General features: G+C 68.1%; 20 protein-coding genes. 9 read left to right on the forward strand and 11 right to left on the reverse strand.

All coding sequences use genetic code 11. From position 1 onward, the window contains the following. The first annotated feature begins 19 nt into the window (after positions 1-19). The 4 genes from ABS41_RS02325 to ABS41_RS02340 all read left to right on the forward strand — a co-directional run bounded on the left by ABS41_RS02325 (position 20) and on the right by ABS41_RS02340 (position 3,961). Positions 20-577: a GNAT family N-acetyltransferase gene (locus ABS41_RS02325; protein ID WP_290589953.1), complete on the forward strand. Its 558-nt coding sequence runs from the start codon at positions 20-22 to the stop codon at positions 575-577. After that, a complete protein-coding gene (locus ABS41_RS02330; protein ID WP_290589956.1) occupies positions 574-1,542 on the forward strand; it encodes an L-threonylcarbamoyladenylate synthase in 969 nt (322 codons plus the stop codon). The genes ABS41_RS02325 and ABS41_RS02330 overlap by 4 nt, the downstream gene beginning before the upstream one ends. Next, entirely contained in the window at positions 1,539-2,174 is a 636-nt protein-coding gene (locus tag ABS41_RS02335; RefSeq protein ID WP_290589959.1) for a hypothetical protein, read from the forward strand. Before ABS41_RS02330 ends, ABS41_RS02335 begins: the two co-directional genes overlap by 4 nt. Before the next feature lie 308 nt (positions 2,175-2,482). After that, a complete protein-coding gene (locus tag ABS41_RS02340; protein ID WP_290589964.1) occupies positions 2,483-3,961 on the forward strand; it encodes a hypothetical protein in 1,479 nt (492 codons plus the stop codon). Here ABS41_RS02340 and ABS41_RS02345 read toward each other — a convergent pair. Continuing rightward, positions 3,934-4,677, reverse strand: a complete 744-nt coding sequence (locus ABS41_RS02345; RefSeq protein ID WP_290589967.1) for a WYL domain-containing protein — start codon at positions 4,675-4,677, stop codon at positions 3,934-3,936. The two genes, ABS41_RS02340 and ABS41_RS02345, sit on opposite strands and share 28 nt — an antisense overlap. Positions 4,678-4,948: 271 nt before the next feature. On the opposite strand from ABS41_RS02345, the gene ABS41_RS02350 reads away from it, so the two are divergent. After that, on the forward strand, positions 4,949-8,050 hold the full coding sequence (locus tag ABS41_RS02350) for an N-6 DNA methylase (protein ID WP_290589970.1): 3,102 nt from the start codon (positions 4,949-4,951) through the stop codon (positions 8,048-8,050). Beyond that, the gene (locus tag ABS41_RS02355; protein WP_290589973.1) at positions 8,047-8,787 is read left to right on the forward strand and encodes a hypothetical protein; all 741 of its coding nucleotides are present in this window, start codon (positions 8,047-8,049) and stop codon (positions 8,785-8,787) included. The genes ABS41_RS02350 and ABS41_RS02355 overlap by 4 nt, the downstream gene beginning before the upstream one ends. 95 nt (positions 8,788-8,882) lie before the next feature. Here ABS41_RS02355 and ABS41_RS02360 read toward each other — a convergent pair whose 3' ends face one another. The 4 genes from ABS41_RS02360 to gap form a co-directional block, all read right to left on the reverse strand. Continuing rightward, the gene (locus tag ABS41_RS02360; RefSeq protein WP_290589976.1) at positions 8,883-9,161 is read right to left on the reverse strand and encodes a hypothetical protein; all 279 of its coding nucleotides are present in this window, start codon (positions 9,159-9,161) and stop codon (positions 8,883-8,885) included. A 17-nt stretch (positions 9,162-9,178) separates the two neighbouring features. Further along, the gene (locus ABS41_RS02365; protein ID WP_290589979.1) at positions 9,179-9,853 is read right to left on the reverse strand and encodes an RHS repeat-associated core domain-containing protein; all 675 of its coding nucleotides are present in this window, start codon (positions 9,851-9,853) and stop codon (positions 9,179-9,181) included. Between the two features lie 3 nt (positions 9,854-9,856). Further along, on the reverse strand, positions 9,857-10,852 hold the full coding sequence (locus tag ABS41_RS02370; protein ID WP_290589982.1) for a transglutaminase family protein: 996 nt from the start codon (positions 10,850-10,852) through the stop codon (positions 9,857-9,859). 333 nt (positions 10,853-11,185) lie between these two features. Beyond that, the gene (gap, locus tag ABS41_RS02375; RefSeq protein WP_290589985.1) at positions 11,186-12,199 is read right to left on the reverse strand and encodes a type I glyceraldehyde-3-phosphate dehydrogenase; all 1,014 of its coding nucleotides are present in this window, start codon (positions 12,197-12,199) and stop codon (positions 11,186-11,188) included. Positions 12,200-12,381: 182 nt separating this feature from the next. Between gap and ABS41_RS02380 the strand changes: the two genes are divergently transcribed. Then, positions 12,382-12,999: an OmpW family outer membrane protein gene (locus tag ABS41_RS02380; RefSeq protein ID WP_290589988.1), complete on the forward strand. Its 618-nt coding sequence runs from the start codon at positions 12,382-12,384 to the stop codon at positions 12,997-12,999. A gap of 47 nt (positions 13,000-13,046) precedes the next feature. Continuing rightward, a complete protein-coding gene (locus ABS41_RS02385; protein ID WP_290589991.1) occupies positions 13,047-13,868 on the forward strand; it encodes a S1/P1 nuclease in 822 nt (273 codons plus the stop codon). Positions 13,869-13,871: 3 nt separating this feature from the next. Here the strand turns inward: ABS41_RS02385 and ABS41_RS02390 are convergent, their stop codons facing one another. Beyond that, positions 13,872-15,392 (reverse strand): TonB family protein, encoded by a 1,521-nt coding sequence (locus ABS41_RS02390; protein ID WP_290589994.1) that lies wholly within the window; start codon positions 15,390-15,392, stop codon positions 13,872-13,874. Beyond that, positions 15,382-15,750, reverse strand: a complete 369-nt coding sequence (locus tag ABS41_RS02395; protein ID WP_290589997.1) for a BlaI/MecI/CopY family transcriptional regulator — start codon at positions 15,748-15,750, stop codon at positions 15,382-15,384. Before ABS41_RS02395 ends, ABS41_RS02390 begins: the two co-directional genes overlap by 11 nt. 106 nt (positions 15,751-15,856) lie before the next feature. Here ABS41_RS02395 and ABS41_RS02400 point away from each other — a divergent pair, with 106 nt between their 5' ends. Beyond that, positions 15,857-16,723 (forward strand): MBL fold metallo-hydrolase, encoded by an 867-nt coding sequence (locus tag ABS41_RS02400; protein WP_290590000.1) that lies wholly within the window; start codon positions 15,857-15,859, stop codon positions 16,721-16,723. A 3-nt stretch (positions 16,724-16,726) separates the two neighbouring features. Here the strand turns inward: ABS41_RS02400 and trxC are convergent, their stop codons facing one another. Genes trxC through ABS41_RS02420 form a run of 4 tightly spaced genes read right to left on the reverse strand, consistent with a single transcriptional unit; the run spans position 16,727 to position 21,677 of the window. Then, on the reverse strand, positions 16,727-17,167 hold the full coding sequence (gene trxC / locus ABS41_RS02405) for a thioredoxin TrxC (RefSeq protein ID WP_290590003.1): 441 nt from the start codon (positions 17,165-17,167) through the stop codon (positions 16,727-16,729). Beyond that, complete coding sequence (locus ABS41_RS02410; protein WP_290590006.1) at positions 17,164-20,400, reverse strand: efflux RND transporter permease subunit; 3,237 nt, start codon at positions 20,398-20,400, stop codon at positions 17,164-17,166. Before ABS41_RS02410 ends, trxC begins: the two co-directional genes overlap by 4 nt. Continuing rightward, positions 20,393-21,463 (reverse strand): efflux RND transporter periplasmic adaptor subunit, encoded by a 1,071-nt coding sequence (locus tag ABS41_RS02415; RefSeq protein ID WP_290590009.1) that lies wholly within the window; start codon positions 21,461-21,463, stop codon positions 20,393-20,395. Before ABS41_RS02415 ends, ABS41_RS02410 begins: the two co-directional genes overlap by 8 nt. Positions 21,464-21,473: 10 nt before the next feature. Then, on the reverse strand, positions 21,474-21,677 hold the full coding sequence (locus tag ABS41_RS02420; protein ID WP_290590012.1) for a DUF2892 domain-containing protein: 204 nt from the start codon (positions 21,675-21,677) through the stop codon (positions 21,474-21,476). Position 21,678: the final 1 nt, after the last annotated feature.

Genomic DNA, 21,678 nt, shown 5'->3' on the forward strand with positions numbered 1-21,678 from the left:
CGCGTGGGACAATGCCGGCATGGACGCCCCGACCCCACTGCCCGTGCTCGAAGGCCAGGCCGTGCGCCTGCGGCCGCTGCGCGAGGCGGACGCGGACGCGCTGTTCGCGCTCTACGGCGACCCGGCCGTGTGCCGCTACTGGAGCTTCGCGCCCTGGACCGAGCCGGCCCAGGCCCGCGCCTGGCTGGCCGAGCGCATGGGCTGGCGGCCGCCGGCCACCTACGGCTGGGCCCTGGCCGACCGCGACGACGACCGGCTGCTGGGCACGGTGAGCCTGTTTTCGCTCAGCGCGCCCAACCGCCGCGCCGAGCTCGGCTATTCGCTGCTGCCGGCGTGCCAGGGCCGCGGCCTGGCCCGCGAAGCGGTGCGCCTTGCCCTGGACTTCGGCTTCGGCCCGCTGGCGCTCGAGCGCGTGGAGGCCGACGTGGACCCGCGCAACGAACCCTCCTGGCGCCTGCTCGAGCATTTCGGCTTCCGTCGCGAGGGCCTGCTGCGCAACCGCTGGCGCGTGGGCGACACCTTCGCCGACTCATGGATCTACGGGCTGCTGGGCAGCGAGTACGGGAGGGCCGCATGAGCCTGGAGCTCGGACCTGCGCTGGATGCCCTGCGTCGCGGCGAGGCCATCGGCCTGCCCACCGAAACGGTGTACGGCCTGGCGGCCGATGCCTCCCGGCCCGAGGCGGTGCGGCGCATCTTCGCGCTCAAGGGCCGGCCGGCCGACCACCCGCTGATCGTGCACGTGGCGGGCGCCGGGGCCATCGACGACTGGGCGCTGGACGTGCCGCCCGCGGCGCGGGCCCTGGCCGCGGCCTTCTGGCCCGGGCCGCTCACGCTGATCCTGCGCAAGCGCCCGAGCGTGCCGCCGGAAGTGACCGGCGGCCAGGACACCGTCGGCCTGCGCTGCCCCGACCACCCGGTGGCCCTGGCCCTGCTGCGCGCCTTCGGCGGCGGCCTGGCGGCGCCGTCGGCCAACCGCTTCGGCCACGTCAGCCCGACCCGCGCCGCGCACGTGCGCGCCGAGTTCGGCGACGCGGTGCCCGTGGTGCTCGAGGGCGGCGAGTGCGCGGTGGGCATCGAAAGCACGATCGTCGACCTGTCCGGCGCCACCCCGCGCATCCTGCGCCCGGGCATGCTGGGCCGCGAGCGCATCGAGGCCATCATCGGACCGGTGCAGGCGGGCGTTGCCGGCGACAGCCCGCGCGCCTCGGGCACGCTCGACGCGCATTACGCGCCACGCACGCCGCTGTTGCTGCTGCCGCGCACCGCGCTGGCCGACGAGGCCACGCAGCAGCAGGTGCTGGGCAAGGCCGTGCAGGTGCTGGCGCTGGGCCAGCTGCCCGAAGGCGCGCCCGGCCTGGCCCTGCCGGCCACGCCCGCGGGCTACGCGCACGAGCTTTACGCCGCGCTGCGCGAACTCGACGGCCGTGCCGCCAACCTGCTGCTGGCCGAGCGCCCGCCGGAAACCGACGACTGGCTGGCCATCCACGACCGCCTGCGCCGCTCGGCCGCCGGCGCCGGCCTGGACGCGGAACCCACGTGAGCCGCACGGGCTGGCGCGCGCTCTTCGCCGCCCTGCCCGACGGCCTGACCGCAGCCGCCTTCATGGCGGTCTGGATTTCGCCCTTCGTCTTCGGCGAAGCCGGCGTGCGCACCGCGATGCTGGTGATGCTGCTGGAGTTCTTCCTCATCCACGCCACCGGTTTTTTCACCGCTTTCGTGATGGCGCCCGGGCTGGCGCGCGGCAGGCGCGTGGCGGCCATCCTGGGCCTGTCGCTGTTCTACCTGCTGATGATCGGCGCGCTGGCCAGCAGTTTCGGCGAGTGGTGGCCACTGCTGGCCTTCGGCTGGCTGGTGGCCGCCAAGCTGGCCTGGGTATACGCGCGCCGCCCCGCGGGCGACGAGGAGGACGACCGCGGCGCGATCGCCTGGGCCGGCTCGGGCGTGGCCTATGTGCTCGGCGCCTTCGCCACCGCCGTGCCGCCGGTTCCCCGCCTGGGCATGACCGAAACCCTGCAGCCCGGCTTCGGCCTGGGCGACGACGCCGGCGGCCTGTGGATGGACGAGCCCCAGCGCGTGATCGCCTTCGGCGTCCTCTACTTCGGCCTGCTCTGCCTCGGCAAACTCCTCGCCGCCCTGTTCGGCGGCGAAAAAAAACCCCGGCCGGAGCCCTAGGCGTTCACTTAATGTGTTGAAATACCCTTTCGGCGGCGCCCTTCCCGGGCGCCGCGCTTTTTTGGGGCGCCGGAATGGCTGGGAAGGGTAGATCGCGCGATACACACTGGTGTCCGCCAGCGGTCGACGGCATCAACGTTAACGGCTGCCGTTCGCCCAGGTGCGATAACTTCGGGGTTCCTCCCACGCCTCGCGCCTCCAGGCGGCGCGTCGACGCCGAAGCTAACGGATACACGCGCTACGGAACTGGTGATGGTCCGCTTGGCAACATCGGATTGAAGTGTGGCCGGTGCGGCTCGGTCACCACGATGCTCAACAATGCAGCGATCGCCGAGGAGCTGTCTCGCTTCTCGATCCCGGTGAAGCAGCCGGCCTGTCGGACTCCAACCTGCGAGAACGCAGGCGTCGCTGCCCCTGGCTACTCCAGTCGATATCAATTGTTCGGGCGCACGAAGGCAGGGTCGCCACGGTGGCGCTGCCGCGCGTGTGGCTCGACCTGTTCGGCTTCGAATCGCGGGGGCCATCGACTGCGCCTTCCCACGGCCAGCGAAGACGTCCTGCGCCTGCTCGTCAACAAGGTACCGATGCGACGAATCTGCGAAGTCGCGGACGTCAATCCCCAGGTGCTTTATAACCGCATCTCGCGTCTGGCCGCGCAGTTGCGTGCCCTGTCGGCGCACTACGAGGCGACCGGCGCCCCTGGGCCGCGCTGGAATCGCCTGCATCTGAGTACTGATCGCCAGACTCACACCTTGAACTGGGGAACGGCGCTGGAACGCCAACCCATCACACTGCAAGCCATTGCCACAGCGGAGGTCTTATCTGGCTATGTGGTAGCCCAGCACCTCAACTACGACCCTGACGCCAATCCCCGGGCAACGGAGCTGCTTGCCTACGCGGCGGGGGATCCTGAGCGGCGGCCGGCCTTTCGCAAGTATGCGCGGCTTTGGCTTCCTTACGAGTCAGCGAGTGATGGTGAGTCGACGCAAACCAAGAGCGCCTCGGAACTGCGGGTGCCAGGCGTTGGCGGCATCGTGCACGAGAACTACACGATGGCGGCGCACTTGCAGGCCCTCAAGCCGTGGGTGGCGCAAGCAAGCTACGTGCAGTTCAGCCTGGATCTGGACCCCTTGTTGGACCGCCTCTGTCTTCTGACCTTCTCCGAGCGCGTACGCGAAGGAACCCTTGATGCCTATCTGGTGCGCATCAACAAGGACATGACGGTGTCCCAGCGGAAACAGGCGCTGGCCGAAGCCGAAGCGGAGCTTGGTCACCTGCGGAGCAGGTGGCCTCAGTTGGCGGACAGCGACGTGATTCGGGCCATCTTGGCGGAGCGATTCGACGAGGCGAGGGTGCAGGGGACACCCCCAGGCCGCGTCTGGATCAGGCACCCCTTCCCGACCATGAGCGAGCCCCAGCGGTCGGTTCAGCCATTGACGGACGACAGCCGGCGTCCAGACGCCCAGCTGGTGGCAGGCATGGCCCGCGCAACCTTGCGAGCGATGGATCGCTACTTCATGCAGGTTCGGCGCAAGATCAATGTCCTGGAGCGTCCCATCCACAGCGCCAGTTCCAGCGGCCGTGCGTGGCATGGGTACAACGCCTACAGCCCCCGTGTTGTCGCGGAGACACTGGACATCTTCCGGGTGGTCTACAACTTCCACCTGCGCGGCAAAGACGGCAAAACACCGGCGCAGCGATTGGGTCTAGCTGACCGGCCGTTTTCGCTAGCCGACCTGTGCGAGAGCTCGCCGGTAGCTTATTCGCTACCGCCGGGCAGGAAGTAGGGTCGGAGTTCCGCCCGGTTGCGCAGCACGACCCAATGGGAACTCGGTGGAACTGGCGGCTTGGCGTCCAGGCCGTAGCGCCTAAAGAAATGCCCGGCCAGGCACTGCCGCAGCTCGACCGACCACACCCACTGTTTGCCCGTCCGCTTCATGCCGAATTCCCGCGCGACCACCGCCTGCTGGTGCGCATTGAGCTTGGGATGAAGCACAACGTGAGCCGTTACATGCTTGTGCCAGCCCGAATCCTCGCTGGAGGGGACCGGAGAGCGGGCTTCGGACTTCCCCGCGTTGCTGATTCGAGCAATCACGAAGTTGCGGAAGCTTGACGATTCGCTGTCATAAGCCCGCACATACCAGCGCAAGCCGGTGTTGAGCAGGGCATGCGGCCACAGGGTGCGTGTGCTGGGACCCTCAGCGCGCATAGCTAGGTACGTCACTGACAGGCCTTGCCCCTGATGGATGGCGCGCACGAGCTGCTTGAGTACCGCCCTGTCAATTCCCATCGCCGGTGACGGCAGGGCCCCGACCTGAACCGTGCCTCCCGTCAGCGGCAGCAGCGCCGCACCCTGGCTGTCGGCCCGAGCCTGCAGGAGGCTCAGGTACTCCGCCGGGTCATCTGAGGCAAATCGCGGCTTGAAGTTGGGGCCGGGGACGTAGCCGCGCAGCTCGGGCCGGAAGTCGATCGCCTCCGGGAATCGGTCCAGGTAGTAGCGCATATCCCGCGTGACGTGATTGGGGGCGATGCGAAAGACATCGGACACGCGTTGCCTACGAACCAGGCCCTCCCAGAGCAGAACAACCTCCACGAAACGCAGGCGCTCCTCGAGCGCGAACGCGGGCTGGCTGATGGCTGAGACAGTCCCCATGAAATATGTAGGTCCAATTAAACACGTAGAGTCCGTGTATTGCGTATACTACGCTAATGATGTATCTTGGCAAGCAGGGATTTTCCGGTACGGTTCAGTGAGGAAGGAGCTGGGCTCACAGATGTCTGCGGACCACCTCTCACAATGGCTGGATCGACTGGGCTACAGCGCCGAGGCGGAGGCGCTGCACCGGGCGGGCGACCATATTTCGCCGGCGCATCCATATGCGCTGGAGATGCACGCCATGCTGCAGCCGCAGGGCGCCATCCAGGCGCAGGCGGTTTTCGACGTCGAAGGCGTGCCGACCGTGGTTTTCGTGTGCGAGCGCGACGGCCGCCCGCTGACGGAAGCTGAGCTCGATGGCGTGCGCCAGCGCCTTTGGAATCAGAATCTGGCCAGCGTGGTGATCGCCGTAGAGGGCAATCGCGCCTCGGCCCTGCCCGTTCGTCGCCTGCGGCGTGCCGAGCAGCCGCTCGATCTGGCCCAGGCCCGGCCGGATGGCCCGTTCTCTGCGGCAGAGGTGCGGTCTTCGGATCTGTCGAAGCGACTCCCTGCCTGGTTTGATGCCAAGGCGCGGGTGGATCGCAAGTTGCTTGACAACCTTTCGGCGGCCGTTCGTCAGCTGGTGGCGGCCGGCTTGGACCGCCCGCAGGCGCAAACGCTCATGGGCCAGGTCCTGTTCGTCTCCTACCTCGAGCACCGCAACATCGTCAGTGATGTCTATCGCACGCGCCGCGGGGTGGGGACGCTGCATGCCTTGGTGAGCGCGCGCGATCGAGCCGGCGTGGCCGGGCTGATCGGGCAGCTTCGCGCAGACTTCAACGGCGACTTCCTGAAGGCGCCGGAGCCGGCGGGTGATCCTTCCGCGCCGGCTGTCGTGGATCCCTGGGATGCGCTGCCGGACGCAGGCTACGAGCTGCTTGACCGCTTCCTGAGCCGCGTGGACCTGGACAACGGCCAGGGCGACCTGTGGAACTACGACTTCAGCTTCATCCCGGTCGAACTGCTTTCGGGCCTCTACGAGTCCTTCCTCACGGCAAAGGAACAGGCCGAGGACGGCGCTTACTACACGCCCCGCCATTTGGCGACGCTGACCATTGATGAGGCCTTCGCGGCATCCCCCGACCCGCTCAAGGAGGTCATCTTCGATGGGGCCTGCGGATCGGGCATTCTGCTGACTACCGCCTACCGCAAGTTAATCGCATTGAGTGAGGCCAGGCTGGAACGTCCGCTCGGCTTCGCCGCCCGTCGCGACCTGCTGTTGCGCCATATCTTTGGCGGCGACACGAATCCGATGGCGTGTCGCGTGACAGCCTTCAGCCTCTATCTGTCCCTGCTGGAAGGCCTCGATCCCACTGACGTGCTGGAGGCGCAAGAGCGGGACGACGTGAAGCTGCCGCGCCTGCGTGGCAGCAACCTGTGCGACGGCGCATCGGCCGACTTCTTCAGTGACGCGCATCCGTTTGCCGGCAAGCGATTCACGACGTGTGTTTCCAACCCCCCTTGGAAGGAGGCGTCCGGGGATGCGAAATCGTCGGACGACTATGCCGATTCGGTGCAGATGCCCTTGGTGCTGCGCCAGTTGGCCGGAGTCTATGCCGTACGCGCCCTTGATTTCCTTGTCGAGGGCGGTACGTTGTGCCTGATCCTGCCGATCACTCAGTTGCTCGGCGCCGGCGCCAAGCGCTATTTGCCCTATTTGTTTGATCGCATCCAGCCGCGTCGGCTGATCAACTTTGGCGATTTGCAGGGCCTGCTGTTTCCCACGGCCGAAAACACCTGTCATGTACTGGTGGCCAAGCGCCGCCCTGCCGCGCAGATCGGCCGGGTCTCGTTCACCGAGACCTTTGACTATTGCGTGCCCAAGGCCGATCTGAGCCTTTGCTTCGGTCGGCTGACGCTCCAGTCGGCGGATCGACACGAGCTGCAGACTCAGGCCGCGCAAGAAGATCCCTCGCTGCTCACAACGTTCATGTGGGGCGATGCGAATGACCTGGACCTGCTGACCCGTCTCTCGCTGGGGGGCACGCTGGGCGACTTCTGGAGGGGCGGAAAGCAGGCTCGCTGGCGCAACCGCAAAGGGGTGCACTTCGTCGATCGAGGACGTAGCTCAGTCGATTCGGGGCCGCTGCGGGAAATGCCCTATGTCAGCACCGAAGGCCTCAAGGGCGGCGTACCGGTGCTGCACGCCAGTGCGAAGGGGGACTGGCCAGCCGACCAGCGCACCGTGGTGGGCCTGGACGCCGTACTTCCGGTGTTTGACGGCCCCCGCGTGCTTTATCCCGACGGGTTCTCACGGGGCGAGCACAACGTGCGGGCGGTCTTTGTGGACGGCCAACTCTCCTTCAAGAGCTCCATCGGTGTCATTGCGGGCCCGCGCGAGGATGAAGCGCTGCTGCGATTCGTCGCGATCTTCTTGCGCTCAAGCCTGGCGCGCTACTTCCTGATGCTGACGTGCACCAAGATGCTGTCGGAGCGAAATGGCGTCCATCTGGATGACATTGAAGCGTTCCCGTTCTTCACGCCAGAGCAAGCGCCGGACCCGGCGCACGCACAGGCTGCGCTCGAGCGTGCGGCTGCGTTCTCGCGCGAATTGGAGCGTCTGCCATCGCCACATGCCCAGTCCATGCGCTTCCAGGAGGAGCGGGGGGCGTTGGACGAACTCGTGTTCGACTACTTCGGTCTTTCGCCGACGGAACGCACCCTCGTGCGCGAATCCGTGGCATTGCTGATGCCGTCCATCCGGCCACGCAGCCACAAGGCGCTCTTCACCCCGATCCAACACCGAGCATCGGTCGAGACGCTGGATTACTACGCTAAGGCCTTGGGGGACACCCTGACGATGTGGCGGGAACGCATGGGTGGCGTGGGTCACTTCGCTGTCGCCGTCGTCGCGACCGATCCAGGCCGAACGGGAGGCGTTGGCGTGGTGCGCGTTCAGTACCTGTCGGAGGGCACGTCGCCGGCGGATGTCAGCTGCAGCGTGGACGACGCCCTCGTACAGGAAACATTGCAGGCCCTACGTCGACATGCGCTTGACGTCGTTCAGCGTCCCTACGGGTTGAGTTTGATTCCCGATCAGATGCTGTGGACGCCGCGCGGGCTGTACCTGGTGCGCCCCCTGACCCGGGGCGGCTGGTTGCTGCGCACCGCCCTGCGCGATGCCGAGCGCATTGTCCGGCAAGTCCAGCGACGCGCCTCGCGCGAGGCGGCCGCCGCATGACGGCCGGCCTGGGGTGGCTCGCCGCCTTTCCACATGCCGAGGCTCAGCGCGCCGTCAGCGCCGTTCATGCCAGCTGGACCACCCTCGCGTCCCGCGATCGGCCGCACTTCGGCCCGGGCGTCCCGGAACCCAAACTGACCCGTGTGCTCAAGCAACATGCGGAGCGGGTCACCGCCCGGCAGCTCGGGCTGCTTGGCTACTGGGGCGCCGAGGGCGTCGACAACGATGTGGACTTCGAGTCCGGAGAGATTACGGACGAAACGCGCACCGACATCCTGTACGCCTGGAACGATGAGGCACGCAGCCTGCGCTTGGTCTTCGAGTTCAAGCGGGTCGGCCACCTTGCCGAGTCACGCAAAAAGTACTACGGCACCAATGGCCTGATGCGTTTCGTAACGGGACGCTACAGCCATGGCCAGGCGGTCGCGGTCATGTCGGCGATCCTGATTTCTGACCCTGCCGACGGCCTTGCGTCGCTCAGGCGCAGCTTGAAGCAACCCGCGACGGCTGCCTTGCTGCGCATGGTGGCCAACCCTGAGGGGCATTGGCTGCACGAACCCTCGGCGCTGTTCCCCGCCGAGTGCGCATTTGACACCGAGCACCTGCGGCCAGGGGAGTTGGGGCCCGCCCATCGCACTATTCGTGTCGCGCACCTCTTCTTGCAGTTCGGATACCCGGTCCCGACGCGGAAGGGACGGGGTCGCGACGCGACACTGAGGGCGCTGGAAAGCGATTAGGAAGCAGCTCGGCCTAGTGGAGGCTGCCACAGGTGGCCCTGGCTGGAGGAGTGACCAAAAACGAAACGCCCTCCAGAGAATGGGGGTGATTCAACTCAGTCTCTAGCGCGACGAGAAAAAATCAGCAGGTCGGTGCAGTGTGCGAAACCGAGCGCGAGAAAGCCCGGAACCCATTGGCCCAAGTTCTTAACGAATTCACCGCCGGTAATCGAGAAGGCTATCTCGATGATGAGCCAGCGAAAGAAGCTGAATACCTGGCCAAAGAAAAACAGAAAAGACGCGAATGGCGAGCCATCGTAGCCTCCGAGGAAGCTCATGGCGATCCAAACCATGAGCATTCCAACAATGTGGGAAAGCAAGATCGGGTGGCGCATCAAAAGTCTGTCAGCGGTCACTTCTTCGGGTCCGGCTTGAATTCTTTCTCTGGAACCGGCTTGTCGTAGCCAGGTGTAGTGACTGGAGGTTGCGGCGCGTCAGCGCCAGTTGCCCCAAGTAGTCCGGACACGTAGGAATTGGAGTTGTAGCCATCATCAGCGACAAAATATGAGCCTTTCCCCTCAGCTGCCGGGAAAAGATCGTAGTCCAGGTTGTCTCCGTAGTTGCTGTCCGCTTCAAACAGGCCGGAGATGAACTGATCTTCAGACTGAAATGAGGCGGGGGTGTCAATCTTTATTCCACCCGTATGCGGGGCCGCGTCGCTTTCTCGATTGACGTTGCTAACAAGTCGCCCTCCTTCGGGCCCGGCGCCAAGCGTCGCATAACGTCGGCCGCTCTCGTCGACGTTGTTGAATCTTGCGTCATTCGAGTATGCCGCCTGATTCTCCGGCGTTATCCTTACAAGGGTATGGTTTGCGCTGCCTACGACAGGGTGCCACTGAAGCTTGACCTCCCGCCCGTCGGGGTCAACGAACTTGTACGGATTATTGTTTCCATACCAGTAGCGGTTGAAGTTCGCTCCATCTCTTTGATCTGTCTTGACCGGGTCAACCGACAGAAATCGAGCATGTGCGCTGCCGCACACGAAGGCTAGGGCGCTGACAACGAAGAAACTCTTCATAAATCTCATTGATTACCTCCTCGCTTCTCGGCTCTCTTTCTCGCGTCGAATCGATTCCAAGTATCGTGCTTCCTGCTCCTCCGACGGTGGCGTCCAGCCGAGCCGCTCGGCCTCAGCATACCAGCGGAGATTCTCCTGGCTAATCGAGAAGAATTCAGCCCGCTGGTCGGCGGGGATCTGGTTTGGGTCCGGGTACCGGCTGACGAACTTCTCTTGGAACATCAGGTAGTAAGCCGCGCCCTTGTGCTGCATGGCCACCACATCGCGCGGATCGACCTTGAGGGCCAGGTCCGCCGCTGCGATGCGCTGGGCATGCAGGCCGGCCTTGCCGTAGTGCTCCATCAAAGAGCTCATCATTACCGTCACGGATTCCCGGCGGCTGAGCGGCCGCAGGTAAATCCCGGTTTCGATGGCCCGGGGTGAGATGCCGGTCTCACGTTCGTAGCTGCTATCGTATTTGAAGCCGCCCGCCGTGGCCTCTACGTTCAGCCAAGCACCATCATCACCGCGGAACTTGACCAGCACGTGGCTGGGTGCGGTAGCGAGAGTCACTGGCAGGCCTAGGCGCTGGCCGACGATCGCGAAGAGGATCGGCATCGAGACGCAGTTTCCCTTGCGGGTCGTCAGATAGACCGAGAGCAGCTTGTTCTGAAGGTTTCGGCCCAGCGGGTCATCCAAGTCGTACTGGAACGGCCTGCCGCCATTCCAGGGGCCTGGCTCATATAAGGTCGACAGCAGCACATTGAGCTTGGCGAGGTTCGAAGCGCCGGCTGGAATTCGGCCCTTCACGCTGGTGACCAAGGCGTCAATCTGCAGGCGGACTGCCTCCGCGTCTATCTCCGGCGAAATCAGGCGATCAATGGCCAGCTTGGCCTCCAAGAGGTCGATCTGCCCGTCCGGGCGCTCCAGGATCGACGCAATGGGATCCAAGCGAGCCGAGCCCGGATTCGATGCGGATGCAGGCGGTAGGGCGAGCAGGCAAGCGAGGGCAGCGACGATCAGTCTCATTCGTACCTGCGAGTCGTGAAGGCCTGGCCATCGTAGGTGGTCTGGCCGGGGGCGTTCAACTAACTGGCGGACCAGAAATCCAGCCCTAGGGGGGGGGCGCCTTCCCCGTGAGCCACGCCGGCGTCCCAGCATCTGAACCTAGGTCAGGCCAGCGCCTGTCAGTCGGATCAACACTCATATCCGGAAAGCCCAAAAAAAATCCCCCAAAGCCAGGATCGACTTTGGGGGATTGTTGGGACCGGCCAAATTGCTTTTGCGCCAACATGTTAATTGAACGCCTAGGCCGGAGCCGGGGTCTTTGGTCTAGCGCCGCGGGGCTGACGCCGCCACGAATTACTTGGCGGCCATCAGCGCCAGCGTGGTGTCGAGCATGCGGTTGGAGAAGCCCCACTCGTTGTCGTACCACGAGCAGACCTTCACCAGCGTGCCGCCCATGACCTGGGTCAGCGTGGCGTCGTACACCGAGCTGTGCGGGTCGTGGTTGAAATCCACCGACACCAGCGGCTTGGTGTTGAAGCCCAGGATGCCCTTGAGCTCGCCTTCCGAGGCGGCCTTCACCACCGCGTCGATCTCTTCCTTGCTGGTGGCGCGGGCGGCCACGAAGCTCAGGTCGACCACCGAGACGTTGATGGTCGGCACGCGCATCGAGAAGCCGGTGAGCTTGCCGTTGAGCTCCGGCAGCACCAGGCCCACGGCCGCGGCGGCGCCGGTCTTGGTCGGGATCTGCGACTGGGTGGCCGAACGGGCGCGGCGCAGGTCCTTGTGGAAGACGTCGGTGAGCACCTGGTCGTTGGTGTAGGCGTGGATGGTGGTCATCAGGCCGTGCACCATGCCGATCTTCTCGTGCAGCACCTTGGCCAGCGGCGCCAGGCAGTTGGTGGTGCACGAAGCGTTCGAAATGACGGTGTCCGAGGCCTTGAGGTTGCCGTGGTTCACGCCGAAGACGATGGTGTTGTCCACGTCCTTCTCGCCCGGGGCCGAGATGATCACCTTCTTCGCGCCGGCGGCGATGTGCGCCGAAGCCTTGGCCTTGGAGGTGAACAGGCCCGTGCACTCGAGCACCACGTCCACGCCCAGCTCGCCCCAGGGCAGCTTGGCCGGGTCGCGCTCGGCGCAGACCTTGATTCGGTCGCCATTGACGATCAGGTCGCCGCCGTCCACCGACACGGTGCCCGGGAACTTGCCGTGGGCGGTGTCGTACTGGGTCAGGTGGGCATTGGTCTCGGCGTCGCCCAGGTCGTTGATCGCCACGATGGTGATCTCGTGGTTGCGCTTGGCCTCGTACAGCGCGCGCAGGATGTTGCGACCGATGCGGCCGTAGCCGTTGATGGCGACCTTGATGGACATGGCGTCTCCTGGGTCCGGCCGGGGGGCCGGGAATGGGTGGTTGTAAACCCCGCATTCTACCAACGCCGGCCCGCCGGTCCCAGCCGCGACCGCCGCCAGGCGCCGATTTGACCATTCTCAAGGAGCCCCTCCGGGCCCGGGAGGACACTGTCGCCAGTCCTTCCCAAAACCGGAGTTCCCCCATGCGCAAGCTCATCCTCGCACCGCTCGCCCTGGCCGCCCTGGCCCTGGCCACCCCCGCCCTGGCCGTCGAAAAGGGCGACTGGACCTTCTCGGTCGGCGCCCACGTGGTCGCCCCGAAGTCGGGCAACGGCTCCCTGGCCGGCGGCGCCCTCGACGCCGACGTCGGCGACGACTGGCGCCCGACCATCACCGCCGAGTACTTCCTGACCGACAGGCTCGGCCTCGAGATCCTGGCCGCCCTGCCCTTCGAGCACGACATCCGGCTCAACGGCGCCAACGCCGGCTCCACCAAGCACCTGCCGCCGACCGTGAGCCTGCAGTACCACTTCCGCAACGACTCCAAGGTCACCCCGTTCCTCGGTGCCGGCGTGAACTACACGGTGTTCTTCGAGGAAGAGACCCGCGGCCCGCTGGCCGGCACCGAGCTCTCGCTCGACTCGTCCTGGGGCCTGGCCGGCCACGCCGGCGTCGACATCGAGGTCGGCAGCAACAAGTGGCTGCGCATCGACGCCCGCTACATCGACATCGACACCGACGTGAAGGTGGACGGCGCCGCCGTCGGCACCGTCAACATCGACCCGATGGTCTACGGCGCGGCCTTCGTCTGGTCGTTCTGAGCCCCGTGATGGCGAAATTCATGGCCGCTGGCGTAAAGTCCGCGGCCATGAACCGCCTCCTCCTCCTCGCTTCCTCGCTGGCCCTCGCGCTGGCCGTCCCCGCTGCCCAGGCCTGGAGCCGGCAGGGCCATGAACTCGTGGGCGAACTGGCCGAGCGCCAGCTCAGTCCGGCCGCGCAGGCGCAGGTGCGCGAGCTGCTGGCCGACGAGGCCACGCCCACCCTGGCCGGCGTGGCCACCTGGGCCGACGAGATCCGCGCCGAAAAAACGCCGCTGGGCGTGCTCAGCCGCCGCTGGCATTACGTCAACATCCCCGGCAAGGATTGCGACTACGCCCCGGCGCGCGACTGCCCGGACGGCGAATGCGTGATCGGCGCCATCAACGCCCAGCGCGCCGTGCTGGCCGATGCCTCGCAGCCGCGGCAAAAGCGCATCGAGGCGCTGAAGTTCCTCGTACATTTCGTCGGCGACGCGCACCAGCCCATGCACGCGGGCCATCCGCACGACCGCGGCGGCAACGACTTCCAGCTCAACTACCGCGGCAAGGGCTCGCCCCAGGGCGAAGGCACCAACCTGCACGGCGTGTGGGACTACTGGCTGCTGCGCAGCGCCAACCTCGACAACGCGGCCTACGCCGAGCGGCTCGCGGCGATGCCGCCGCTGCCGGCCGACCCGGTGCCGGCGGTGGGCAATCCGGCCCAGGCCTGGACGCTCGAGTCCTGCCGGCTGATCCAGAGCGAGTCGATCTACCCGCCGCGCCGCCGCATCACCGACGCCTACCTCGACCAGCATCGTCCGCTGGCCGAGCAGCGCATCCGCCTCGCGGCCAGCCGCCTGGCCGGCCTGCTGGAAGACGCGCTCGTCCCCTGAGCCTCAGGCCCCGGGCGACGGCGGCTCGAACTTCACCGGCACCAGCACCCAGCCCTCGACGGGCTGGCCGTCCTTGATGGCCGGCGAAAACTTCCAGCCACGCGCCGCCTGCAGCGTGTTGCGCGTGATCTCGGCGTCGGCCGGCACGGTGCTCTTCTCCGGCACGTAGTGCACCTCGCGCGCGCTGCCGTCGGTGCCGACCAGCACGCGCAGCATCACCATGCCGCCCTCGCCCGCCTCGGCCGCGGCCTTGGGATAGGCCGGCACCTCGCCTTCGATGCCGATGGCCGCCATGCCCTCCGGCGGCGGACCGGCGGTGAAGGCCAGTTCGATCTCGATGCCCTTGAAGCCACCCCCGGGCTGCTGCTCGCCGATGCCGATGGCGGCCGCTTCGCGGGTGACCATCCGCGGCTCGCCCACGACTTCGCCGTCGCGCACCAGCCGGGCCTGCACGTCGAAGGTGCCGTCGGCCAGCGGGTTCACCGTCCACGTGGTTTCCCAGGCCTGGCCGGCGTGCTCGAAGTTTTCACTGTGGGCCTGGCCAGGGGCCAGCACGGCACGGGTGCCGCGCGCCTGCTCGCCGTCGACCTTCACCTGCAGCGTCATGCGCACCATGCCGGCGGGAATATCGCCGTCGCGGGCCGACACCGGCTGGCTGGCCCAGGCGACGGCCGCCGCGGCCAGTCCGAGCAGCAGGGCGAGGAGCAGGCCGGTGGCCTGGCGGGTACGGGACGGCAGTGGTTGCTTGAGCATGGCGATTCGCTCCTTGAGGGGATCGAGGCCGGACCAGTGGCAGCCCAGCGGCAGGGCCTGGTCGGCGAGGCGGGTCTTGAGCATCGCGTCGCCGTAGTGGCGGCGATGCGCGGGATGGCGCTGCATCACCACCGCGTCGCAGGCCAGTTCCTGGTCCTGGCGGAAGCGCGGCAGCGCGAGGTGAACCAGCGGGTGGAACCAGAACAGCGTGCGCAGCAGCGCGGCCAGCGCGCAGGCCGGCAGGTCGGCGCGCTCGAGGTGCACGCGCTCGTGCGCCAGCACCAGATCGCGCTCGATCGCTTGGTAGCGCTGCTCGAAGTCGCCGGGCAGCACGATGCGCGGGCGCAGGCCCACCACCGCCGGCAGGCCGCGCGTGGCCAGCGCCTGGTAAAGCCCGTCCGGACGCCGGGTGAGCGGGCCCAGGCCGGCGTGGAAGCGGCGCTGCAGCCACAGCTGCCAGCCCAGCATGGCCAGCGCGCCGGCCAGCCACAGCGGCGCCAGCCAGGCCACGAGGTCGGTGCCGGTCGTCGCGGCGGCGACCACGGTGCCGGCGCCGTCGATTGGCACGGCAGTGGCGCGCACCAGCACCGGCATCACCGGCTCGGGCGCGGCCGGCAGCAACACCGCCACCAGCGCGGCCGGCACCAGCCACCACAGTGCATAGGTGGCGGTGGCGCCGAATAGCCGCCGCGCCGGTACGCGCAAGGCCAGCACCAGCACCAGGGCGCCGGTCAGGGCGAGGCTGGCTTCCAGCAGGAGTTCACTGGCCATCGTCGAGTTCCTCGAGCAGGCGGCGCAGTTCGGCCACGTCCTTCTTGCTGAGCTTGCGCTGCGCGCTGAAGTGGGCCACCAGGGGCGCGACCCGGCCGCCGAACAGGCGGTCGAGCAAGCCCTGGCTTTCCTGGCGCAGCCAGTCCTCGCGGCGCAGCACCGGCGCGTAGAGATAGCGGCGTCCGTCGCGCTCGGCGCGGATGGCGCCCTTCTTGAGCAGGCGGTTGAGCAGGGTCTTGACCGTCGCCTCCTGCCAGCCCTGGCCGGCGGCCACGGCCGCCACCACGTCCTCGGCGGCGAGCGGGCTTTCCCGCCACAGCGCCTGCATCACCACGGCTTCGGCTTCACTGACCTGCATACGATTACATCCGTAAACTTTTCCTCAGATTACGCCTGTAAACGATGAAGTCAAGCCCCCGCCCCGCCCTGCCATAATCGCGGGGTCGAACCGCGCGGAGAGCCCCATGCGCCACCCGGACGTGAAAGCCCGTTACCACGCCGACTCCGGCACCTGGAGCTACCTGGTCAGCGACCCGGCCAGCGGCCGCGCCGCGCTCGTGGACCCGGTGCTCGATTTCGACCCCAAGTCCGGCCGCACCGCCACCACCAGCGCCCAGGCCCTGCTCGACGCCGTGCGCGTCGGCGGCCTGCAGGTGGACTGGATCCTCGAGACCCACGCCCACGCCGACCACCTCAGCGCCGGCCACTGGCTGCGCGTGCAGCTGCCCGGCGCGAAGCTGGCCATCGGCGAAGGCATCCGCCAGGTGCAGAAGACCTTCCGGCCGATCTTCAACCTCGGCGAGCATTTCCCGGTGGACGGCTCGCAGTTCGACCACCTGTTCGCCGACGACGAGGTGTTTTCGATCGGCGCCATCGGCGCTCGGGTGATTCCCGTGCCCGGCCACACCAACGACTCGGTGGCCTATCTCGTCGGCGACGCGCTGTTCACCGGCGACTCGCTGTTCATGCCCGACGGCGGCACCGCGCGCTGCGACTTCCCGGGCGGCGACGCGGCCACGCTCTACCGTTCGATCCAGCGGCTGTACTCGCTGCCCGACGACACCCGCGTCTTCGTCTGCCACGACTACGGCCCGGGCGGGCGCGAGCCGCGCTGCGAATCGAGCATCGGCGAGCAGAAACACAAGAACATCCACGTGCGCCTGGGCGTGGACGAGGCGCAGTTCGTCAAGCTGCGCACCGAGCGCGACGCCACGCTGTCCATGCCCACCCTCCTCCTGCCGGCCGTGCAGGTGAACATCCGCGCCGGCGCCCTGCCCGAGCCCGAGGCCAACGGCGTGCGCTACCTCAAGCTGCCGGTGGACGCGCTCTAGGCCTCAGCCGCCCAGGTGCTGGCGCGTCCAGCGCACGATGTTGTTGGCGTCCATGGCGCCGGACTGGCGGGCGATCTCGCGGCCCTGGTGGAACAGCACCAGCGTGGGGATGGAGCGGATGCCATGGCGCTGGGCCAGGGTCGGCTGCGACTGCGTATCGACCTTCGCCAGGCGGACCTTCGGCTCGAGCAGCGCCGCGGCCTTGTGGAAGTGCGGCGCCATCATCTGGCAGGGCCCGCACCAGGCGGCCCAGAAGTCCACCAGCAGCGGCAGCTCGCTGCGGTCGGCGTGGATGCCGAAATCGTCCACGCCCAGGTCCATCGGCTTGCCGGTGAACAGCGCCTCGCGGCAGTGGCCGCAGACCGGGCCTTCGCCCAGCCGCGAGACGGGCACGCGGTTCATGCCGTGGCAGTGCGGGCAGGCCACCAGGATGGGATCGCTCATGCCAGTGCCTCCTGCTTGCGGGCGCGCGCGCTGAGCAGCACGTAGTACAGCAGCGGGATGACCACCAGGGTGAGCACGGTGGACACCAGGATGCCGAAGATCAGCGCGATCGCCAGGCCGTTGAAGATCGGGTCGTCGAGGATGAAGAAGGCGCCGGCCATCGCCGCCAGGCCGGTCAGGGCGATCGGCTGGGCGCGCACGGCGCAGGCCTCGACCACGGCGTCGGCCAGGGCGTGGCCTTCCGCGATCGACTGGTTGATGAAGTCCACCAGCAGGATGGAGTTGCGCACGATGATGCCCGCCAGCGCGATCATGCCGATCATGCTGGTGGCGGTGAACTGCGCGCCCAGCAGCGCGTGGCCGGGCATCACGCCGATGACGGTGAGCGGGATGGGCGCCATGATCACCAGCGGCACCACGTAGTCGCGGAACTGCGCCACCACCAGCAGGTAGATCAGCAGCAGGCCGACCGAATAGGCCAGGCCCATGTCGCGGAAGGTCTCGTAGGTGATCTGCCACTCGCCGTCCCACTTCACCGAGAACCCGAAGGTGTCGGTGGGCGCGGAGAGGAAGCGCTGCTCGAGCTCGACGCCGGCCATCGGCGCGTCGCGCAGCTGGCCGACGAGGTCGAACATGCCGTAGAGCGGACTGTCGAGTTCGCCGGCCTCGTCGCCGGTGACGTAAACCACCGGCAGCAGGTCCTTGCGGTGGATCACCGGCTCCCAGGGCAGGCGCTGCACGCTGACCAGCTCCGACAGCGGCACCAGGCGGCCGTCGCCGGCGCGCACGCGCAGGGTGAGCAGCTGCTCGAGGCTGGCCTGGTCGCCGGCCGGCAGGCGCAGGCGCACCGGCACGGGGTACTTGGAGGCGCCGTCGCGCAGCCAGGTGGCGTCGCGGCCGCCGACGCCGAGCTGCAGCGCCTGGGCAATGGCCGCCTGGCTCACGCCCAGGCGCGCGGCGCGGTCGCGGTCGACCAGCACCAGCTCTCGTTCGGCCGGGGCCTCGACCGTGCTGTCGACGTCCACGATGCCGTCGGTGGCGCGGAAGCGGGCCTCGATGTCGCGGGCTATTTCACGGGCGCGCGCGGCATCGGGGCCATAGACCTCCGCAACCAGCGGCGCCATCACCGGCGGACCCGGCGGCACTTCGACCACCTTCACCGAGGCGCCGTACTTCGCGCCCAGCGCCGCCAGCACCGGCCGCACGTCCCGGGCGATGTCGTGGCTCTGGCGGCTGCGCTCGTGCTTGTCCACCAGGTTCACCTGCAGGTCGCCGAGGTTGGCGCCCTGGCGCAGGTAGTACTGGCGCACCAGGCCGTTGAAGTTCACCGGCGCCGAGGTGCCGGCGTAGCCCTGCAGGTCGAGCACCTCGGGCACGGCCTCGAGCGCCGCGGCCATCTCGAGCAGCAGCGCATTGGTGCGCTCGAGCGGCGTGCCCTCCGGCAGGTCCACCACCACCTGGAACTCCGACTTGTTGTCGAAGGGCAGCATCTTGAGCACCACCAGCTGCACCACCGCCAGGCCGGCGGCCGCGACCACCGCGCCGGCGATGCCGGCGAACAGCCAGCGGCGGCGCCGGCTGCCCTGGTCCTTGTCGAGGAAGGGGCGCATGACCTTCTCGAACAGGCGGCGCACGCGCGCGGTGAGTCCGGCGTCATGGCCGTGGCCACCCTCGCCGCCGCCGTGGGCGTGGCGCGAGAGCAGCTTGAGCGAGAGCCAGGGCGTGACGGTGAGCGCGATCGCCAGCGAGAGCAGCATGCCCACCGAGGCATTGATCGGGATCGGCCGCATGTAGGGGCCCATCAGGCCGGAAACGAAGGCCATGGGCAGCAGCGCGGCGATGACGGTGAAGGTGGCCAGGATGGTCGGGCTGCCGACCTCGTCCACCGCCGGGGGGATGGCCTCGGCCAGCGACTTGCCGCCCAGGCGCATGTGGCGGTGGATGTTCTCGACCACCACGATGGCGTCGTCCACCAGGATGCCGATCGAGAAGATCAGCGCGAACAGGGACACGCGGTTGATGGTGAAACCCATCGCCCAGGACGCGAACAGGGTGATGGCGAGCGTGAGGATGACCGCGCTGCCCACCACCACCGCCTCGCGCCAGCCCAGCGCGAACAGCACCAGCAGCACCACCGAGAGCGTGGCGAACACCAGCTTCTGGATCAGCTTCATCGCCTTGTCGTTGGCGGTGTAGCCGTAGTCGCGGGTGACCGTGGCGTGGATGCCCTCGGGAATGACGGTGGCCTTGAGGCCCTCGAGCCGCGAGGCGATGGCCGAGGTGATGTCGACGGCATTGGCCCCGGGCTTCTTGGCCACGGCGATGGTGACCGCCGGGGCCACGCCGCCCTCGGGGCGGCGCTCGCCCGGCGGGGCCGTGTACCAGGCGTACTGCGTGGGCAGGTCGGCGCCGCGGCGGATGTCGGCCACGTCCGACAGATACAGCGGACGGCCCTCGCGCAGGCCGATCACCAGTTCGGCCACCTGCTGGGCGTCGGCCAGGTAGGTACCCGCCGTCATCGGCAGCACGCCGTCGGCGGTGACCCGCTCGCCGGCCTGGGTGACCACGTTGGCGGCGGCGAGCGCGCCGGCGAGGTCGTCGGCGGTCATGCCGTAGGAGGCCAGGCGGGTGGCGTCGAGCTCGACCACCACCGCGCGCTGCGGGGCGCCCAGCGTGTACACGTCGCGCGTGCCGGGCACGCGCTTGAACTCGGTTTCCAGGGTGTGCGCGACTTCGGCCAGCTCGACGCCGCCGCGGGCGGGGTCGTCGGTCCAGAGCGTCACGGCCATCACCGGCACGTCGTCGATGCCCATCGGCCGCACCAGCGGCTGGCCGATGCCCAGGCCCTGCGGCGCCCAGTCGGCGTTGGAGAAGACCTGGTTGTACAGGCGCACCAGCGCGTCCTGGCGCGGCACGCCCACGGCGAACTCGACCGTGATCAGGGCCGAGCCGGCGCGGCTGGAGGAATAGACGTGCTTGACGCCCTCGATCTCCGAAAGCACCTGCTCGAGCGGCACGGCCACCAGGTTCTCGACGTCCTCGGCCGGCGCGCCGGCGAAGGGCACGATGATGTTGGCCATGGTCACGTCGATCTGCGGCTCTTCCTCGCGCGGCGTGATGAGCGTGGCGAACAGGCCCAGCAGCAGGCCCGCCACCGCCAGCACCGGCGTGAGCGGATTGGCCTGGAAGGCGCGGGCCAGGCGGCCCGAGAGGCCGAAGCGCGGCTCAGTCATGGCCCGCCTCCCGGGCGGCGGCGAGGTGGGCCAGCGCATCAAGCGGGTTGGCGGCGATGCGCTCGCCCTCGGCCAGGCCGGCCAGCACCTCGACTTCGCCCTCGCGACGGTGGCCCAGGCGTACCTGGCGCAGCGCGACGCGGTTGTCGTCGCCCACCACGTAGACCGCGGTCACTTCGCTGCGGGTCACCAGCGCCGCGGCCGGCACCCACAGGTGGCGGGCCTCGCCGGTCTTGAAGGCGACCTTGACGGTCATGCCCGGCTGCAGGCCGGTCTCGGCTTCGGGCAGTTCGACCCGCACCTTGAAGCTGTGCGTGCCCGGATCGGCGTAGGGGAACACGATGACCTGCGCGGCCTCGATCCGGCCGCCGCCCGGCAGCACGACGGTGGCCGCGCCGTGCTCGCGCAGCGCGGCGACGTCGCTCTGCGGCACTTCCACGTTCACCCGCAGCTGCTGCAGCGACAGCCCCGAAACCAGCGGCTGGCCCGGCTGCACCGACTCGCCCACCTCGACGTGCCGGGCGGTGAGGATGCCCGAGTACGGCGCGCGGATCACGGTGTAGTCCACCTGCTCGCCGGCTTCGCTGACGCCGGCACGCGCCGACTCCAGCGCGGCGCGGGTGGCGTCGCGGCGGGCGCGGGCCTGGTCGAGCGCGGCGCGCGCCAGCAGCTGCTTGGCCACCAGCTCCTCGGTGCGGCGGAACGCCGCCTCGGCCTCGGTGTAATCGGCCTGGGCGGCGTTGAGCGCGGCCGAAGCGCGGCGCTGCGCCGACACCTGCTCGACGTCGGTGAAGCGCACGACGACCTGTCCCGCCTCGACGTAGTCGTTCACGTCGAAGGGCAATTCGACCACGCGGCCGCGCGTCTGCGCCGACAGCGTGGCCTGGTTGACGGCCTCGACCACGCCATCCCAGCTGCGCTCGCGCGCCGAGGCGCGCGGCGCCACCGCGATCGTTTCGAAACCCACGGCGGGCGCCGCGGCGGGAACGGCCGGATCACCGCCACAGGCCGCCAGCAGCAGGGCGGCGAGCGTGGCGTTGGCGAGCAGGCGGGTGCGGGTCATCGTGCTTACCTCACTTGAAGGCGCAGCCGGCGTTGAAGCCGAGCTTGCGGAAGACCATGGCCGCCGGGCAGAAGCCGGTGAAGGACGCCTGCAGCAGGTTCAGGCCGATGAAGGCGGTGAAGAACAGCCACAGCGGCGAGACGAAATAAACGAGGGCGACGGAGATCAGGATCATCACGCCGGCGAAGGCCATCACGGCACGGTCGAGGTTCATG

Origin of the sequence: Arenimonas sp. SCN 70-307, from assembly GCF_001724815.1 — a bacterium.
Classification (GTDB): Bacteria; Pseudomonadota; Gammaproteobacteria; order Xanthomonadales; family Xanthomonadaceae; genus Arenimonas.